The 14,974-nt window shown below is 39.1% G+C and carries 15 protein-coding genes, 2 pseudogenes and 1 other annotated feature; all 17 genes and pseudogenes read left to right on the top strand.

Annotated features, from left to right (window positions below; all coding sequences use genetic code 11):
* Positions 1–4: 4 nt before the first annotated feature.
* Entirely contained in the window at positions 5–274 is a 270-nt protein-coding gene (locus tag V7659_RS08595; protein ID WP_098572685.1) for a YlmC/YmxH family sporulation protein, read from the top strand.
* Positions 275–343: 69 nt separating this feature from the next.
* Positions 344–1,162 carry a peptidoglycan editing factor PgeF gene (gene pgeF / locus V7659_RS08590; RefSeq protein ID WP_335539412.1) on the top strand — a complete coding sequence of 273 codons (819 nt, stop codon included), beginning with the start codon at positions 344–346 and terminating at the stop codon, positions 1,160–1,162.
* Between the two features lie 5 nt (positions 1,163–1,167).
* Positions 1,168–1,845: a YggS family pyridoxal phosphate-dependent enzyme gene (locus V7659_RS08585; protein WP_335539410.1), complete on the top strand. Its 678-nt coding sequence runs from the start codon at positions 1,168–1,170 to the stop codon at positions 1,843–1,845.
* Positions 1,846–1,856: 11 nt separating this feature from the next.
* A complete protein-coding gene (locus V7659_RS08580) occupies positions 1,857–2,318 on the top strand; it encodes a cell division protein SepF (RefSeq protein WP_335539409.1) in 462 nt (153 codons plus the stop codon).
* Positions 2,319–2,324: 6 nt separating this feature from the next.
* Entirely contained in the window at positions 2,325–2,591 is a 267-nt protein-coding gene (locus V7659_RS08575) for a YggT family protein (protein ID WP_335539407.1), read from the top strand.
* Positions 2,592–2,621: 30 nt separating this feature from the next.
* Positions 2,622–3,364: pseudogene (locus V7659_RS08570) on the top strand (RNA-binding protein).
* Positions 3,365–3,450: 86 nt separating this feature from the next.
* Positions 3,451–3,966: a DivIVA domain-containing protein gene (locus V7659_RS08565; protein WP_335539405.1), complete on the top strand. Its 516-nt coding sequence runs from the start codon at positions 3,451–3,453 to the stop codon at positions 3,964–3,966.
* A gap of 49 nt (positions 3,967–4,015) precedes the next feature.
* Positions 4,016–4,258: a binding site (T-box leader), on the top strand.
* 72 nt (positions 4,259–4,330) lie between these two features.
* Entirely contained in the window at positions 4,331–7,096 is a 2,766-nt protein-coding gene (gene ileS / locus V7659_RS08560; protein WP_335539403.1) for an isoleucine--tRNA ligase, read from the top strand.
* 141 nt (positions 7,097–7,237) lie between these two features.
* Complete coding sequence (locus V7659_RS08555; RefSeq protein ID WP_283878265.1) at positions 7,238–7,522, top strand: hypothetical protein; 285 nt, start codon at positions 7,238–7,240, stop codon at positions 7,520–7,522.
* A 117-nt stretch (positions 7,523–7,639) separates the two neighbouring features.
* Positions 7,640–8,131 (top strand): signal peptidase II, encoded by a 492-nt coding sequence (lspA, locus tag V7659_RS08550; RefSeq protein ID WP_420491715.1) that lies wholly within the window; start codon positions 7,640–7,642, stop codon positions 8,129–8,131.
* On the top strand, positions 8,103–9,014 hold the full coding sequence (locus tag V7659_RS08545; protein ID WP_335539401.1) for an RluA family pseudouridine synthase: 912 nt from the start codon (positions 8,103–8,105) through the stop codon (positions 9,012–9,014). The genes lspA and V7659_RS08545 overlap by 29 nt, the downstream gene beginning before the upstream one ends.
* 185 nt (positions 9,015–9,199) lie before the next feature.
* Entirely contained in the window at positions 9,200–9,742 is a 543-nt protein-coding gene (gene pyrR / locus V7659_RS08540; protein ID WP_335539400.1) for a bifunctional pyr operon transcriptional regulator/uracil phosphoribosyltransferase PyrR, read from the top strand.
* Positions 9,743–9,914: 172 nt separating this feature from the next.
* Positions 9,915–11,228, top strand: a complete 1,314-nt coding sequence (locus V7659_RS08535) for a solute carrier family 23 protein (protein ID WP_420491714.1) — start codon at positions 9,915–9,917, stop codon at positions 11,226–11,228.
* 155 nt (positions 11,229–11,383) lie between these two features.
* Entirely contained in the window at positions 11,384–12,328 is a 945-nt protein-coding gene (locus V7659_RS08530) for an aspartate carbamoyltransferase catalytic subunit (RefSeq protein WP_335539396.1), read from the top strand.
* On the top strand, positions 12,288–13,574 hold the full coding sequence (locus tag V7659_RS08525) for a dihydroorotase (RefSeq protein WP_335539394.1): 1,287 nt from the start codon (positions 12,288–12,290) through the stop codon (positions 13,572–13,574). Before V7659_RS08530 ends, V7659_RS08525 begins: the two co-directional genes overlap by 41 nt.
* Positions 13,571–14,662, top strand: coding sequence for a carbamoyl phosphate synthase small subunit (locus V7659_RS08520; RefSeq protein ID WP_335539452.1), 1,092 nt, complete (start codon positions 13,571–13,573; stop codon positions 14,660–14,662). The genes V7659_RS08525 and V7659_RS08520 overlap by 4 nt, the downstream gene beginning before the upstream one ends.
* Positions 14,655–14,974 (top strand): annotated as a pseudogene (locus tag V7659_RS08515) (carbamoyl-phosphate synthase large subunit); the annotation flags it as partial. The gene V7659_RS08520 and the pseudogene V7659_RS08515, both read left to right, overlap by 8 nt.

The following is a 14,974-nucleotide window of genomic DNA, read 5'->3' as shown; positions in this document are numbered from 1 at the left end:
AAAGATGGTAAAAATTTCTGAGTTCCAAATAAAAGATGTGGTTAATGTTGCAGATGGAAAAAGGCTTGGAAATATTGGTGATATTGAGATAAATTTAACAACAGGAAAGATTGAAGCAGTCGTCATTAGCGGCAGCGGAAGAGTACTTGGCTTTTTTGGTAAAGATGACGACGTAGTTATTCCTTGGAAGAATATTTTAAAAATAGGTCAAGATGTTATTTTGGTCAGATATAAAGGCAGTGCAGAAAATATAACGGAAGAAGCAGAAGTTTAACTCTTGTTTTTGCGGTGACCAATTTTTCTTTTCATGGTAAACTATAGAAAAAACATTAGAGGTATGAAAATGGAACCCTTTGTTTTAAAAAATCAATCCTTATTAACTATTGAAAACTGGGTAAGCAAATATCCAAGTTTAGTTGCGGGAATAACAACTAATATTGGCGGAGTAAGCAAAGGGGATTACGAATCCCTTAACCTTGGTTTTCACGTTGGTGATAATCAAAGCGATGTTTGTTCCAACCGAGAAAAAGTTTCAGACTTGCTCACATTTCCGCTAAAGACTTGGGTCGGAGCTGAACAAACACATGGGATTCATCTTAAAAAAATTTCTAAACATGACCGTGGCAAAGGCTCCAATTCCTATGAAAATGCTATTAAAGATACAGATGGTTTTTATACGAATGAGGAGGGCGTCTTGTTAACACTTTGCTATGCCGACTGTGTCCCTCTTTTTTTTATTGCACCTGAATCAAAAATGATTGGAGTTGCCCATGCTGGCTGGAAAGGGACCGTAGGCCAAATTGCAAGGGAAATGATCATTGCATGGAAAAGAGAGGGAATTAACCCAGAACAGATTCTAGTTACAATTGGCCCATCCATTTGTGAAAAATGTTATATTGTTGATAAGTATGTTATAAACTTGGTCGAAAATACACTAGAAGATGTCGAAATTTTACCCTATAATTTAATTAAAGACGGCCAATATTCCTTAGATTTACGTGAAGTAAATAGACAAATACTAATGAAGTCTGGTGTACCAGATACGAATATCCAGTTGACTAACTTTTGTTCTAGTTGTGATAAAGAGTTTTTTTCCCACCGTCGTGACAAAGGGAAAACAGGAAGAATGTTAACTTTTATGGGCTGGAAGGAGACTATGTAAAGTTTATGAGGGTAGCAGAAAAATACGAGATAATAAAACAACAAATCAATGAGGCCTGCCTTCGAGTCAAGCGTAACCCTGAAGAAGTCAGGGTGATAGCGGTTACGAAATACGTTAGTACTGAGAGAGCAAATGAAGCACTACAAGCAGGTATTATAAATTTAGGCGAGAATCGGGATGAGGGTCTCCTTCGTAAGTGGGAAGAACTTAAGGACAAGCCTGTATGGCATTATATCGGTTCACTTCAGACACGAAAAGTAAAAAATATCGTTAATATTGTTGAGTATATCCAATCTTTGGACAGAATTTCTCTTGCAGAAGAAATTAATAAACGGGCAGAAAAAAAGGTAAAATGCTTAGTACAAGTAAATGTCTCTGGAGAAGAATCAAAGCATGGCTTACGTGCAGAAGAAGTGCTAACTTTTATTGAATCACTTCGTAACTTTGAACAGATCAGTGTTGAAGGTTTAATGACAATGGCTCCGCTTACTGATAATGAATCTCAAATACGTGAATGTTTTCATAAATTAAGAGAACTTCGTAAACAAGTCCAAGCCTTAAATTTGGATTATGCTCCTTGCATAGAACTTTCGATGGGCATGTCCAATGATTTTGAAATTGCTATTGAAGAAGGGGCTACAATGGTAAGAATAGGCACTGCGCTTGTTGGTGAAGATGGTTAGGAGAGAAAATCATGACGATTAAATCGAAATTAAAAACATTTTTCTTTTTGGATGATGAATATGATGATAACAAAGTTGATTATCAAGAAGTAGTTGAACCACTTCCTGTAAAACAAAAGCAACAACCGGTGATAAAGAACCAAAATGTTGTCAGCTTGCAAACCGTACAAAAATCTGCCAATTCTACAAAGTCATCCAAAGTAATTTTAGTTGAGCCACGTTCTTATTCTGAGTCAACTGAAATTGCTGACCATTTAAAAAACCGCCGCGCAGTTGTCGTGAACCTGCAGCGAATTGATAGTGACCAGGGCAGACAAATTGTCGATTTTCTAAGTGGTGCTGTTTATGCAATTGGTGGAGACATTCAAAAGATTGGTTTTAGTATATTCTTATGTACACCTGATAATGTTGAGGTTTCAGGAAATATATCAGAACTTATTCCTGACTTTGAAAATCAAAATACGAGGTGGTAATGCTTAATGGCACTTGTTTTTAGTTTATTACAGAAGCTAATACAACTTTATTCGTATGCCTTAATTATATATATTTTAATGTCATGGTTTCCAAACGCTAGAGGGTCATCTATCGGACAATTTTTCGCGAAAATTTGTGAGCCATATTTAGAGCCATTTAGACGAATCATTCCACCGATTGGTATGATGGACATCTCTCCAATCGTTGCCTTTCTTGTTCTTAACTTTGCGCAAAGTGGATTATCAAGTGTCTATCGTTTTCTTGTTTCTTAAGAATTTTGAATCTAGGTTGTGTTTTGAAAAATGAATATCTATCAGCACTTTCGTCCAGAAGAACGAGAATTTATTGATCAGGTGTTAAATTGGAAGAATTATGTAGACACACAATATACTCCTAAATTAACCGATTTCCTTGATCCAAGAGAACAACATATTCTTAAAATGTTAATTGGTGAACATGGCGAGGTAAAGTACAAACTTTTTGGCGGCANNCAGATTATCTAACATCGATAAATAATGATGAATTTCAAATAAGCCTTTTCGACATCCACTATCCAACCAAGTTTGTTACGATCGAGCATCGGCAGGTATTGGGAACACTCATGTCCCTAGGTCTGAAACGAGGAAAGTTTGGGGATATCCTCAATATAGATGGGAAATGCCAATTTTTCGCCGCAAAGGATATTAGCGATTATATCCTTAACAATGTTGAAACGATTGGCAGGGCAGGTGTAAAACTAACTGAAACCAATATAGAAAATGCACTTCCCACCAATGAAAAATTGGTGGAAAGTGACTTAACGATTTCTTCTCTGCGGCTTGATACCGTTATTTCAGGAATTTATCATGTGTCACGGCAGAAATCACAACTTTTTATTCAACAAGGACTCGTGAAGGTGAATTGGACAATAATTGAAAATCCTTCATTTGAATGCGGTGTGGGTGACATGATTTCAGTTAGAGGAAGTGGCCGAGCAAAAATTCTTGCTATTCAAGGGAAAACAAAAAAAGAAAAATGGCGACTAAATGTCGGAAAACAAAAATAACTTTATAAATAAAGAAGGAAATTCGATGAATGATGTCGAATTCTTGCATATACATATAGAATTAGAGATTGTATGGAGGTGGCATCATGCCGTTAACACCGTTGGATATTCACAATAAGGAGTTTAATAAGGGTTTTAGAGGATATGATGAGGATGAGGTCAACGAGTTTCTCGATCAGGTTATCAAGGATTATGAATTAGTACTTAGAGAGAAAAAAGAATTAGAAGAACGCTTGAACGATATGAATGAGCGTCTTGGTCACTTTGTTACGATTGAGGAAACTCTAAATAAATCTATCATTATTGCTCAAGAAGCGGGTGAAGATGTTAAACGAAATGCTCAAAAGGAAGCAAAGTTGATTATTAAAGAAGCGGAAAAAAATGCTGACCGGATTGTCAATGAATCACTATCAAAAGCAAGGAAGATTGCTCTTGAAATCGAGGATTTAAAAAAGCAGTCTAAAGTATTCCGTACACGTTTTAAAATGTTGATTGAGGCTCAGCTTGATATGTTGAATACCGATGATTGGGATCACTTATTAGAATATGAGGTAGATGCAACAGAACTAAAAGTTCATCAAGAAGAAGATTCATTAGCTTGACGAAAAGCGTTTTTATAGCATATAATTTCTTAACAGTTATAAAGAATGGTCAATGACGATGATAGGGACAGTATAATTTTTCTAAGACTTTTTTAGCGAGCCAGGGGCGGTGTAAGCCTGGTAAAGTTGAAAAATTGAAGATCACCCTTGAGTTCCATAGCCCAACCTCCTTATTTAAGGATAGTAGGCTTAGGCGTGTTATTCACGTTACGAATGCTAAAGAGGATAGACGAATTGATTCGAACTATCTATCAGGGTGGTACCGCGGGAATAAAACCTTCTCGTCCCTATTTTGGGATGAGAGGGTTTTTTTATTTGTCTATTGGCTATTCTGATATGAAGAGGATTACAGGAGGAAGAAAAAATGGAGTATAAAAATACGTTATTAATGCCACAAACTGAATTTCCAATGCGTGGCAATCTTCCACAAAGAGAGCCTGAGATTCAGGCGAAATGGGAAGAGTTAAATATTTACAAAAAAGTTCAGGAACGAACTAAAGGACGTCCGATGTTTGTATTGCATGATGGTCCTCCATATGCCAATGGTGACATCCATATGGGGCATGCCCTTAATAAAATTTTAAAAGATATGATTGTCCGCTATAAGTCAATGAGCGGTTTCCATGCACCATACGTACCTGGCTGGGACACACATGGCCTTCCAATTGAGCAAGCATTAACGAATAAAGGTGTGAAACGTAAAGAAATGACGGTCGCAGAATTCCGTCAACTTTGTACAAAGTATGCTCTCGAACAAATTGATAATCAGCGTGAACAATTTAAACGACTTGGTGTGCGCGGTGACTGGGAAAACCCTTATATTACCCTAAAGCCAGCCTATGAAGCACAGCAAATTAAAGTCTTCGGTGAAATGGCTAAGAAAGGTTATATTTATAAAGGACTCAAGCCTGTCTATTGGTCTCCATCGAGTGAATCTGCACTTGCTGAAGCTGAGATTGAATACCAAGACAAAAAATCCGCATCCATTTATGTGGGCTTTAAGGTGAAGGATGGAAAAGATGTACTAGATACAGACACCCAAATTATCATCTGGACAACGACACCTTGGACAATTCCGGCGAACTTAGGTATTTCTGTTCATCCGGACCTAACATATGTTGTGGTTGCGGCAAATGAGAACAAATATTTAGTTGCTGAGGCTCTTCTTGAATCAGTTTCGAAGGAAATCGGCTGGGAAGAAGTAACAGTTGTTAAAAAGGTAAAAGGAAATGATTTAGAAAATATTTTAGCTGTTCATCCTCTTTATGGCCGCGATTCATTGGTGATGTTAGGAGAACATGTAACAACAGATGCAGGTACTGGCTGTGTCCATACAGCACCTGGTCACGGGGAAGATGACTTTTATGTAGGCCAAAAATATGGTTTAGATGTCCTATGCCCTGTCGATGATAAAGGTGTGATGACGAGTGAAGCGCCAGGTTTTGAAGGATTATTTTACGATAAAGCAAATAAACCAATCACACAAGCATTAGAAGATGCAGGTGCATTGCTCAAACTTTCTTTTATTACCCATTCTTATCCACACGATTGGAGAACGAAGAAACCGGTAATCTACCGAGCGACGGCACAATGGTTTGCATCTATTAAAGATTTCCGTAATGAATTACTAGATGCAGTCAAAGAAACAAAATGGATTCCTGCTTGGGGTGAAACGCGTTTATTTAATATGGTTCGTGACCGAGGGGACTGGTGTATTTCGCGTCAACGTGTCTGGGGAGTACCTATTCCTGTTTTCTACGCAGAAACTGGCGAAGAAATCATTACAGATGAAACAATTAATCATGTTTCAGATTTATTCCGTGAATTTGGTTCGAATGTATGGTTTGAGCGTGAGGCAAAAGAATTACTACCTGCTGGCTTTACTCATCCAGGAAGTCCAAACGGTATTTTTACTAAAGAAACAGATATCATGGATGTATGGTTTGATTCAGGATCTTCCCATCAAGCTGTTTTACTTGAAAGAGATGATTTAGTTCGACCAGCTGATCTTTATCTTGAAGGCTCGGACCAGTATCGCGGCTGGTTTAACTCGTCATTATCTACTGCTGTAGCCGTGACAGGTGAAGCACCATACAAAGGAGTATTAAGCCACGGGTTTGCACTTGATGGTGAAGGCAGGAAGATGAGTAAGTCCATCGGTAATGTCGTTATCCCTGCAAAAGTAATGAACCAGTTAGGTGCAGATATTTTACGCCTTTGGGTTGCTTCAGTTGATTATCAAGCGGATGTTCGTGTTTCAGATGCAATCTTAAAGCAGGTCGCAGAGGTTTATCGTAAAATTCGTAACACTTTCCGTTTCTTATTAGGAAATTTAGCTGATTTTACTCCAACAGATAAAGTGGCATATGAAGATCTGCGCGAAGTTGACCAATTTATGCTTGTTAAATTAAATAAGTTGATTAAAAATGTTCGCAATGCCTATGAAAACTATGAATTCGCTGGCATCTATCACGCGATTAATAATTTCTGCACCCTTGATTTAAGTTCATTTTATTTGGATTTTGCGAAAGATGTCCTTTATATTGAAGCTACAAATAACCATGAGCGACGCGCTATCCAGACAGTGCTATATGAATCCCTGCTTGCTTTAACAAAGTTAGTTTCACCTATCCTTTCACACACTGCTGATGAAGTGTGGAAGTTTATCCCGGCGGTAACAGAAGAGAGTGTCCAGTTAACTGACCTTCCTGAATATCAGGAATTAAAAAATGCTCAAGGTTTAGAGGAAAAGTGGACTGAATTCATGAAACTTCGTGATGATGTGTTAAAGGCTCTTGAGGAAGCACGTAATCAAAAAGTGATTGGGAAGTCGTTAACTGCAAAGGTTACGCTTTATGTCAATGAAAAATCAAAAGCTTTATTAGACTCGATTGAAGAAAATATGCAACAACTCTTTATTATCTCAGGCTTTGAAGTGGCAGGGGCCTACGAGGAAGCACCTGAAAATGCAGTTAAATTAGAAACTGCAGCCATTGTTATTACAAAGGCTGAGGGTGAAACATGTGAGCGTTGCTGGATTGTAACACCAGAAGTAGGTCAAGATCCAGAACACTCAACCCTTTGCCCGCGTTGTGCTGAAGTAGTAAAAGCTAACTATACTCATAATTAATTATGTAAGCCCTGTGCAATTGCACAGGGCTTTTAAATTTTTCCTTCTCCGTTAATTGTTGTTGTAGTTGTCAAATGTTTTTCCGAGTCGGTTATTGGATGGCGGAAATAATAAGACAAATGAAACACGGAGGTAACAACTATGAATGCCACGCAGGAACAGCTGTTTTTGGAACTCCGTCAAACGAAAGAAGAAATTGAATATTCCTTAAGGAACAAACCGAAGCAGGACTGGTTTACATCCGTTTTAGAAGAGGAATTGTCAGATATTAATACAGCAATTCAAAAGCTTAAAAATGGAAATTTTGGGCAATGTGAAATTTCTGGAGAATTCTTGCCTAATGAATTATTAAAGATCATTCCTACCTTAAAGTCTGTAAAGGATTCAGAGTATTTAATGCATTATTACAAAAAACCGATTTACTGATCATTTTCATAAAGTTACATTTTCGTTTAGCGGAAAAGTATGCTAAAATGCTTAAGAAGTATGATAAGCGAAAGCGTCTAGACATGATGAGTCTAGTTGATGTGGAGGTATTTCTTAGTGTTTTATTACTTAATCGCTCTTTTTGTTATTTTATTAGATCAAATTACGAAATGGCTTATTGTTAGCAAGATGTATCTAGGGGAAAGTATACCTATCATTGATAATATTTTCTATATTACTTCTCATCGTAATCGTGGAGCGGCATGGGGAATATTACAAGGACAAATGTGGCTCTTTTATGTTATTACCATTGTTGTAATTGTAGCAATTATGTATTATCTATACAAAGCTGCAAAAGGTAAATGGATACTAGGTGTATCTTTAGCATTGATGCTTGGAGGCGCGATCGGGAACTTTATTGACCGTGTCATTCGGAAGGAAGTTGTGGATTTCATTCATACGTATGTTTTTGGCTATAATTTCCCTGTCTTTAACATCGCAGATTCAGCTTTAGTGATCGGTGTCATCTTGTTAATGATTCAAATGGTACTAGAAGAGAGAGAAACAAAGGAGAAATCATATGGAGAAAATGGAACACATCATTCTTGAGGAGCAAAAAGGGGATCGGATTGATAAGGTGATCTCTGGTCTTGATGAAGAATGGTCAAGAACTCAAGTACAGCAATGGATTAAAGAAGGCAATATAACAGTGAACGGGCAACAGATTAAAACAAATTATAAATGTAACGTAGACGACCAAATAGAAATTACGATTCCGGACCCAGAAGAGTTGGATGTGGTCCCAGAAGATCTTAATTTAGAAATTTACTATGAAGACAGTGATGTTTTGGTGGTAAATAAACCGAGGGGTATGGTCGTTCATCCAGCGCCAGGTCATATGTCAGGAACATTGGTCAATGGTTTGATGTTCCACTGTAAGGATTTATCAGGGATTAACGGTGTGTTAAGACCAGGGATTGTACATCGGATTGATAAGGATACATCCGGACTATTAATGGTGGCTAAAAATGATTTGGCTCACGAAAGTCTTGTCAATCAGTTAGTGGCCAAATCGGTTACCCGTAAATATAAAGCGATTGTCCATGGTGTCATTCCCCATGACTTTGGAACTGTTGATGCTCCTCTTGGCAGAGATACAAAAGACCGACAAAGCATGACAGTCGTTGACCATGGCAAACATGCGGTCACACATTTCCATGTCCTTGAACGCTTTAAGGATTTTACATTTGTTGAATGTCAATTAGAAACAGGTAGAACACACCAAATCCGTGTTCATATGAAATACATTGGTTACCCTCTCGCTGGAGATCCGAAATATGGACCGAAAAAGACGCTTAATATTAACGGACAAGCATTACATGCAGGTGTGTTAGGTTTTAACCATCCAAGAACAGGTGAATATTTAGAATTTGAAGCGCCACTTCCAGAAGATATCGAGTTATTACTTAATCAGCTTCGAAATAATCGTTGACACAGTCGTTAATTTGAAGTAAGATGATTTTAGCTTAATAAGCCTTTAAAACAGTCCCGTGAGGCTGAGAAGGAAACGGTTAAGATAATGGGGGTAACTATACCCTTATCTGTAAATTAACTAGTTAACCTCTCGCCAAAATTGGGTGAGAGGTTTTTTATTTTTACAAAAGAAGAAGGTGTAGTATGAACCAAAAAGCTGTTGTCCTGGATGAACAAGCCATTAGCAGGGCCCTGACTAGAATTGCCCACCAAATTATTGAAAAAAACAAAGGTATAGATGATAGTATTTTGGTTGGTATTCGAACGAGGGGCATTTATTTGGCCAATCGACTTGCAGCCAAAATTGAGGAGATTGAGGGAAAAGCAATTGCTGTTGGTGAGTTAGATATTACCCTTTATCGAGATGATTTAACAAAGAAAACAGATAATCAAGAACCACTGGTTAAAGGATCTGATATTCCGGTGGGGATAAATAATAAAAAAGTGATACTTGTTGATGATGTTCTATATACGGGGAGAACAGTCCGAGCTGGACTAGATGCCTTAATGGATATCGGACGCCCTGCAGTCATTCAACTTGCGGTCTTAGTCGACCGCGGACACCGGGAACTTCCCATCCGGGCAGACTATGTGGGAAAAAATATTCCGACCTCAAGTGACGAGAAAATTGTAGTCGAGTTAGCTGAAGTGGATCAGGTCGATCAAGTCAGTATTTTTGAAAAATAAATAGTTACCCTTTTAAAAGTAGTCCTGTGAGGCTGACAAAGGGGAATATGCCAAAAGAATCTTTATTTAGGCATGTCCAAACCCTCTTTGTACCCTCACGGATAAAGAGGGTTTTTTTATGGGAAAATTAAGCAACTAAAGCAAAGCATTATACAAAATGGGGGAAATCACAGTGACCAATAAACCTATCTTAGACGTAAAAGATATTCCTAAACCCTTACAATGGATCACATTAAGCTTACAACACTTATTCGCCATGTTTGGAGCCACCATATTAGTACCTTACCTTGTTGGATTAAGCCCGGCGATTGCTCTTATATCAAGTGGACTCGGCACATTAGCGTTTCTTTTAATAACTAAATTCCAAGTTCCAGCTTACTTAGGCTCATCTTTTGCCTTTATCGCACCTGTAATTGCCGCTAAAGCAGCAGGGGGACCTGGCGGTGCCATGGTCGGTACTTTCCTTGCAGGACTTGTTTACGGACTGGTTGCGCTTATCATTAGCAAGGCAGGTCATCGCTGGATCATGAATCTTCTCCCGCCAATTGTTGTCGGACCTGTTATTATTGTCATCGGATTAGCCCTATCCGGAACTGCTGTGAATATGGCGATGAATAATCCAGTGAGTGGTAAATACAGCATGCTTCATTTCTCTGTAGCCCTGGTTACGCTAATAGCAACAATTATCTTTTCGATATATGCCAAAAAAATGTTAAGTATGATCCCTATCTTAGCGGGGATTATTGTCGGATATATCTACGCTCTACTGGTTGGAGTGGTCGATTTTAAACCAGTATTAGAAGCTAAGTGGTTTGAAATGCCTGAATTTATCATTCCATTTGTAAGCTATAAAGTAAAATTCACTTGGGATTTAGTCTTGTTAATGATACCAGTTGCGATTGTTACACTATCAGAGCACATCGGACACCAGTTAGTGCTAAGTAAGGTAGTCGGCAGAGATTATATTAAAGAACCTGGGTTACATCGCTCGATCCTTGGGGATGGAACAGCAACGATGATTTCCGCTTTGATTGGCGGCCCGCCAAAAACAACTTATGGTGAAAACATCGGCGTCCTTGCAATTACTCGAATTTACAGTGTATATGTTATTGCAGGTGCTGCGATCTTCGCCATCATCTTTGGCTTCATTGGAAAAATAACTGCTTTAATCAGCACCATTCCAACACCGGTTATGGGAGGCGTTTCGATCCTGCTTTTTGGAATCATTGCTTCTTCTGGATTACGAATGCTGGTGGATAGCAAAATTGATTTTGGTAACAAGCGAAACCTTGTCATTTCATCCGTCATCTTAGTAGTTGGCATCGGTGGTGCAGTGATAAAAGTATCAGAATCATTACAAATTCAGGGGATGGCTCTAGCAGCCATTTGCGGAGTATTGTTAAACCTTATCCTTCCAGGCAGAGAAACAGCAAATGAAAATATGCTTGAAGAAATTGAATTCACTGATAAGCGGAAAACTGCATAAATAAGTTTCAACTCTTTAAAGAAATCCAGAGAGGTTTAAAAGGGTGTAAGCTTAGTGCCATGATTTTTGACTCATGGATTAAGTTTGTATTACCTTCACCCTGAACTTCTGGTCAGGGTGTTTTTTTATCCAAAATGAGAGAGGCGGGATGATGGATGTTAAATCATTTACTAACTACGAACGAATTAAAGGTTGATGAGATTTATCAAATCTTAACAGATGCTCATAACTTTAAAAACGGAATGCAATGGCGTCCGGACAGGCAAATGTTTACTGCTAATCTATTTTTTGAACCAAGTACCAGAACAAAGAGCAGTTTTGAAGTGGCCCAAAGAAGATTAGGATTAGAGGTAATCCCATTTGAAGTGCTTACTTCAAGTGTCCAAAAAGGGGAAACACTTTACGATACAGTAAAAACATTAGAATCCATTGGTGTCGAATCAATTGTCATTCGACACGAACAGGACCGCTATTTTGACGAACTGGTCGGAAAGGTTAACATTCCAATCATTAATGGCGGGGATGGGTGCGGGCATCATCCGACGCAATCACTTCTTGATCTAATGACCATCCAGCAGGAGTTTGACCAATTCGCAGGCTTAAAAATTTCCATAATCGGTGACATTCGCCATAGCCGGGTGGCACGTTCCAATGCCGATGTTTTAACAAGGCTGGGTGCGGAAGTGACTTTTTCAGGGCCAAAAGAATGGTTTGATACTAGAAGTACGGATATATCTAGGTATAGGCCGATTGATTTGGCCATCCAAGAAGCGGATGTAGTCATGCTTCTACGTGTACAACATGAACGTCATCACCAAAAAAGTAGTTTTACGGCAAATGAGTATCATAAGCAATATGGACTTACACTTGAAAGAGAAAAGATGATGAAGCGGGGCAGCATTATCATGCATCCTGCACCAGTTAATAGAAATGTAGAAATAGCTGATAATCTTGTAGAGTGCAAGCGATCAAGGATTTTTAAACAAATGGAAAACGGTGTGTACGTTAGAATGGCAGCCATTAAAAGATCAATCGAAAGCCTTGAAGGAGGAAACCAAAATGAAACTACTTATTCAGAACGCGTGCTACATAGCATCTAATAGAGAAAAGAAACAAGCTGATATATTAATTGAAGAAGGAATAATAACTAAGATTGAAGCAAAAATCGACGCAATTGTGGATCGCACAGTGAACGCTGAAGGTAAATTAGTTTCACCTGGATTTATCGATCTACATGTCCACCTTCGTGAACCAGGCGGAGAAAAAAAGGAAACCATCGCAACCGGAACAGCAGCAGCAGCAAGAGGCGGATTCACTACTATTGCCAACATGCCAAACACAAGACCGGTGCCTGACACCATTAACAACATGGAGGACTTACAAAAGAGGATCAAGGATACGGCGAAGGTTAGGGTTCTCCCATATGCTTCGATTACAATCCGTCAGTTAGGTCAAGAATTAACAGATTTTGACGGATTGAAAGCTCTGGGGGCATTTGCCTTTACGGATGATGGGGTAGGCGTTCAGTCAGCTGCGATGATGCTTGAAGCGATGCGAAAAGCAGCCGCACTAGACATGGCGATTGTCGCGCATTGTGAGGAAAATACATTAATCAATAAGGGTTCTGTCCATGATGGATCATTTGCGAAAAAGCATGGATTAAATGGAATTCCATCTATTTGTGAATCCGTTCAAATTGCAAGGGATGTACTCTTAGCCGAAGCAGCAGACTGTCATTATCATGTCTGCCACATCAGCACAAAGGAATCAGTCCGAGTAGTCAGAGATGCCAAACGAGCAGGAATTAAAGTAACGGCAGAGGTAACACCGCATCACCTCTTGTTATCTGAAGATGATATCCCAGGTTTGGATGCAAACTTCAAAATGAATCCGCCGCTTCGTGCTGCAGAAGATCGCAAAGCCTTAATAGAAGGGCTCTTAGACGGAACTATTGATTTCATTGCAACAGATCATGCTCCACATACAGCAGAAGAAAAAGCGGAGGGAATGACGCTTGCACCATTTGGTATTGTTGGGCTGGAAACAGCGTTCCCGCTTCTTTACACACACCTTGTCTTAAAAAATATCATGACTCTTGAAGAGTTAATAAAATATTTAACAGTCAAACCAGCCGAAGCATTTGCGCTTCCATACGGGAAAATCGAAGTGGGTGCACTTGCAGACTTAGTCCTGTTGAACCTAGAGGAAGAAAGTGCAATTAACACAGAAGAATTTTTATCAAAAGGAAAAAATACACCATTTAGCGGTTGGAAATGTAAGGGATGGCCTGAGATGACAATCGCTAAAGGAGAAATCGCTTGGGAAAAAGGAAGTGTCTTAGTATGAAAAAACAACTTATATTAGAAGATGGAACCATTTTTATCGGTAAAGGCTTTGGAAGTGATACAGAAACAATTGGTGAAGTTGTTTTTAATACAGGGATGACAGGCTATCAAGAAATTATATCCGACCCCTCTTATTGCGGGCAGATAGTTACATTAACCTATCCACTAATCGGAAATTACGGAATCAACCGAGATGACTTTGAATCTATTAATCCAGCAATAAAGGGCTTAATTGTGAAGGAAGCAGCGGACTACCCTTCCAACTGGAGAAACGAATACACTTTAGATGAATATTTTGACATGAAAAAGATCCCAGGAATTGCAGGGATTGATACACGTAAATTGACCCGGATTATCCGCCAATACGGGACACTAAAAGGTGCGATCTGCAGCATTGAACAAGATCCAAATGAGATCTTAGCTCAGTTACGAAAAGCACCGCTTCCAACAAATCAAGTAAAACAAGTTTCCACAAAAAATGCTTATCCAAGTCCAGGCCGCGGCAAGAGAGTAGTCCTTGTTGATTTTGGAATGAAGCACGGAATCTTACGTGAACTTAACCACCGGGATTGTGATGTGGTGGTCGTCCCATATCATACAACAGCAGATGAAATCCTTCAGTTACGACCAGACGGAATCATGCTTTCAAATGGACCTGGAGATCCAAAGGATGTTCCAGAAGCGATTGATATGTTAAAAGGTGTATTAGGCAGGGTTCCATTATTCGGAATTTGCTTAGGGCATCAGTTGTTTGCTCTAGCATGTGGAGCTAATACAGAAAAAATGAAGTTCGGTCATCGCGGTTCCAATCATCCTGTTAAAGATCTTGCTACAGGAAAAGTCGCCATTACTTCACAAAACCATGGCTATACAGTAGAAGAAGACTCTATTAAAAATACAAGATTAGAAATTACTCATATTGCAGTAAATGACGGAACAGTCGAAGGTTTAAAACACCTTGATTACCCTGCATTTACGGTTCAGTACCATCCCGAAGCATCTCCGGGTCCAGAAGACGCAAACGGCTTATTCAATCAATTTCTTGACTTGATGGAAAAGAACAAACAGGAGGTTACAGCAAATGCCTAAACGTACAGATATCAACTCCATTTTAGTAATCGGTTCAGGACCAATTGTTATCGGGCAGGCTGCAGAATTTGACTATGCCGGTGCCCAAGCATGTATCGCTCTAAAAGAAGAAGGCTACCGTGTTATTCTAGTTAACTCCAATCCGGCCACCATCATGACGGATACAGAGATGGCAGATGCCGTTTATATCGAGCCCTTGACTGTGGAATTCGTCAGCAGAATCATTCGTAAAGAACGTCCAGATGCACTGCTTGCGACACTTGGCGGACAAACAGGTCTTAACCTGGCTGTTGATTTAACAAAATCCGGTGT

The sequence above is a fragment of the Neobacillus drentensis genome, assembly GCF_036966985.1.
Classification (GTDB): domain Bacteria; phylum Bacillota; class Bacilli; order Bacillales; family Cytobacillaceae; genus Neobacillus; species Neobacillus drentensis_E.
The sequence above is the reverse complement of the archived record's forward strand: the minus strand, read 5'-3'. Positions and strand labels throughout refer to the sequence as shown.

Bases quoted from the DNA above. Each gene is read 5' to 3' on its own strand.
- V7659_RS08595 (WP_098572685.1), top strand. From the start codon at position 5: ATGGTAAAAATTTCTGAGTTCCAAATAAAAGATGTGGTTAATGTTGCA.
- pgeF (WP_335539412.1), top strand. From the start codon at position 344: ATGGAACCCTTTGTTTTAAAAAATCAATCCTTATTAACTATTGAAAAC.
- V7659_RS08585 (WP_335539410.1), top strand. From the start codon at position 1,168: ATGAGGGTAGCAGAAAAATACGAGATAATAAAACAACAAATCAATGAG.
- V7659_RS08580 (WP_335539409.1), top strand. From the start codon at position 1,857: ATGACGATTAAATCGAAATTAAAAACATTTTTCTTTTTGGATGATGAA.
- V7659_RS08575 (WP_335539407.1), top strand. From the start codon at position 2,325: ATGGCACTTGTTTTTAGTTTATTACAGAAGCTAATACAACTTTATTCG.
- V7659_RS08565 (WP_335539405.1), top strand. From the start codon at position 3,451: ATGCCGTTAACACCGTTGGATATTCACAATAAGGAGTTTAATAAGGGT.
- ileS (WP_335539403.1), top strand. From the start codon at position 4,331: ATGGAGTATAAAAATACGTTATTAATGCCACAAACTGAATTTCCAATG.
- V7659_RS08555 (WP_283878265.1), top strand. From the start codon at position 7,238: ATGAATGCCACGCAGGAACAGCTGTTTTTGGAACTCCGTCAAACGAAA.
- V7659_RS08545 (WP_335539401.1), top strand. From the start codon at position 8,103: ATGGAGAAAATGGAACACATCATTCTTGAGGAGCAAAAAGGGGATCGG.
- pyrR (WP_335539400.1), top strand. From the start codon at position 9,200: ATGAACCAAAAAGCTGTTGTCCTGGATGAACAAGCCATTAGCAGGGCC.
- V7659_RS08530 (WP_335539396.1), top strand. From the start codon at position 11,384: ATGTTAAATCATTTACTAACTACGAACGAATTAAAGGTTGATGAGATT.
- V7659_RS08525 (WP_335539394.1), top strand. From the start codon at position 12,288: ATGAAACTACTTATTCAGAACGCGTGCTACATAGCATCTAATAGAGAA.
- V7659_RS08520 (WP_335539452.1), top strand. From the start codon at position 13,571: ATGAAAAAACAACTTATATTAGAAGATGGAACCATTTTTATCGGTAAA.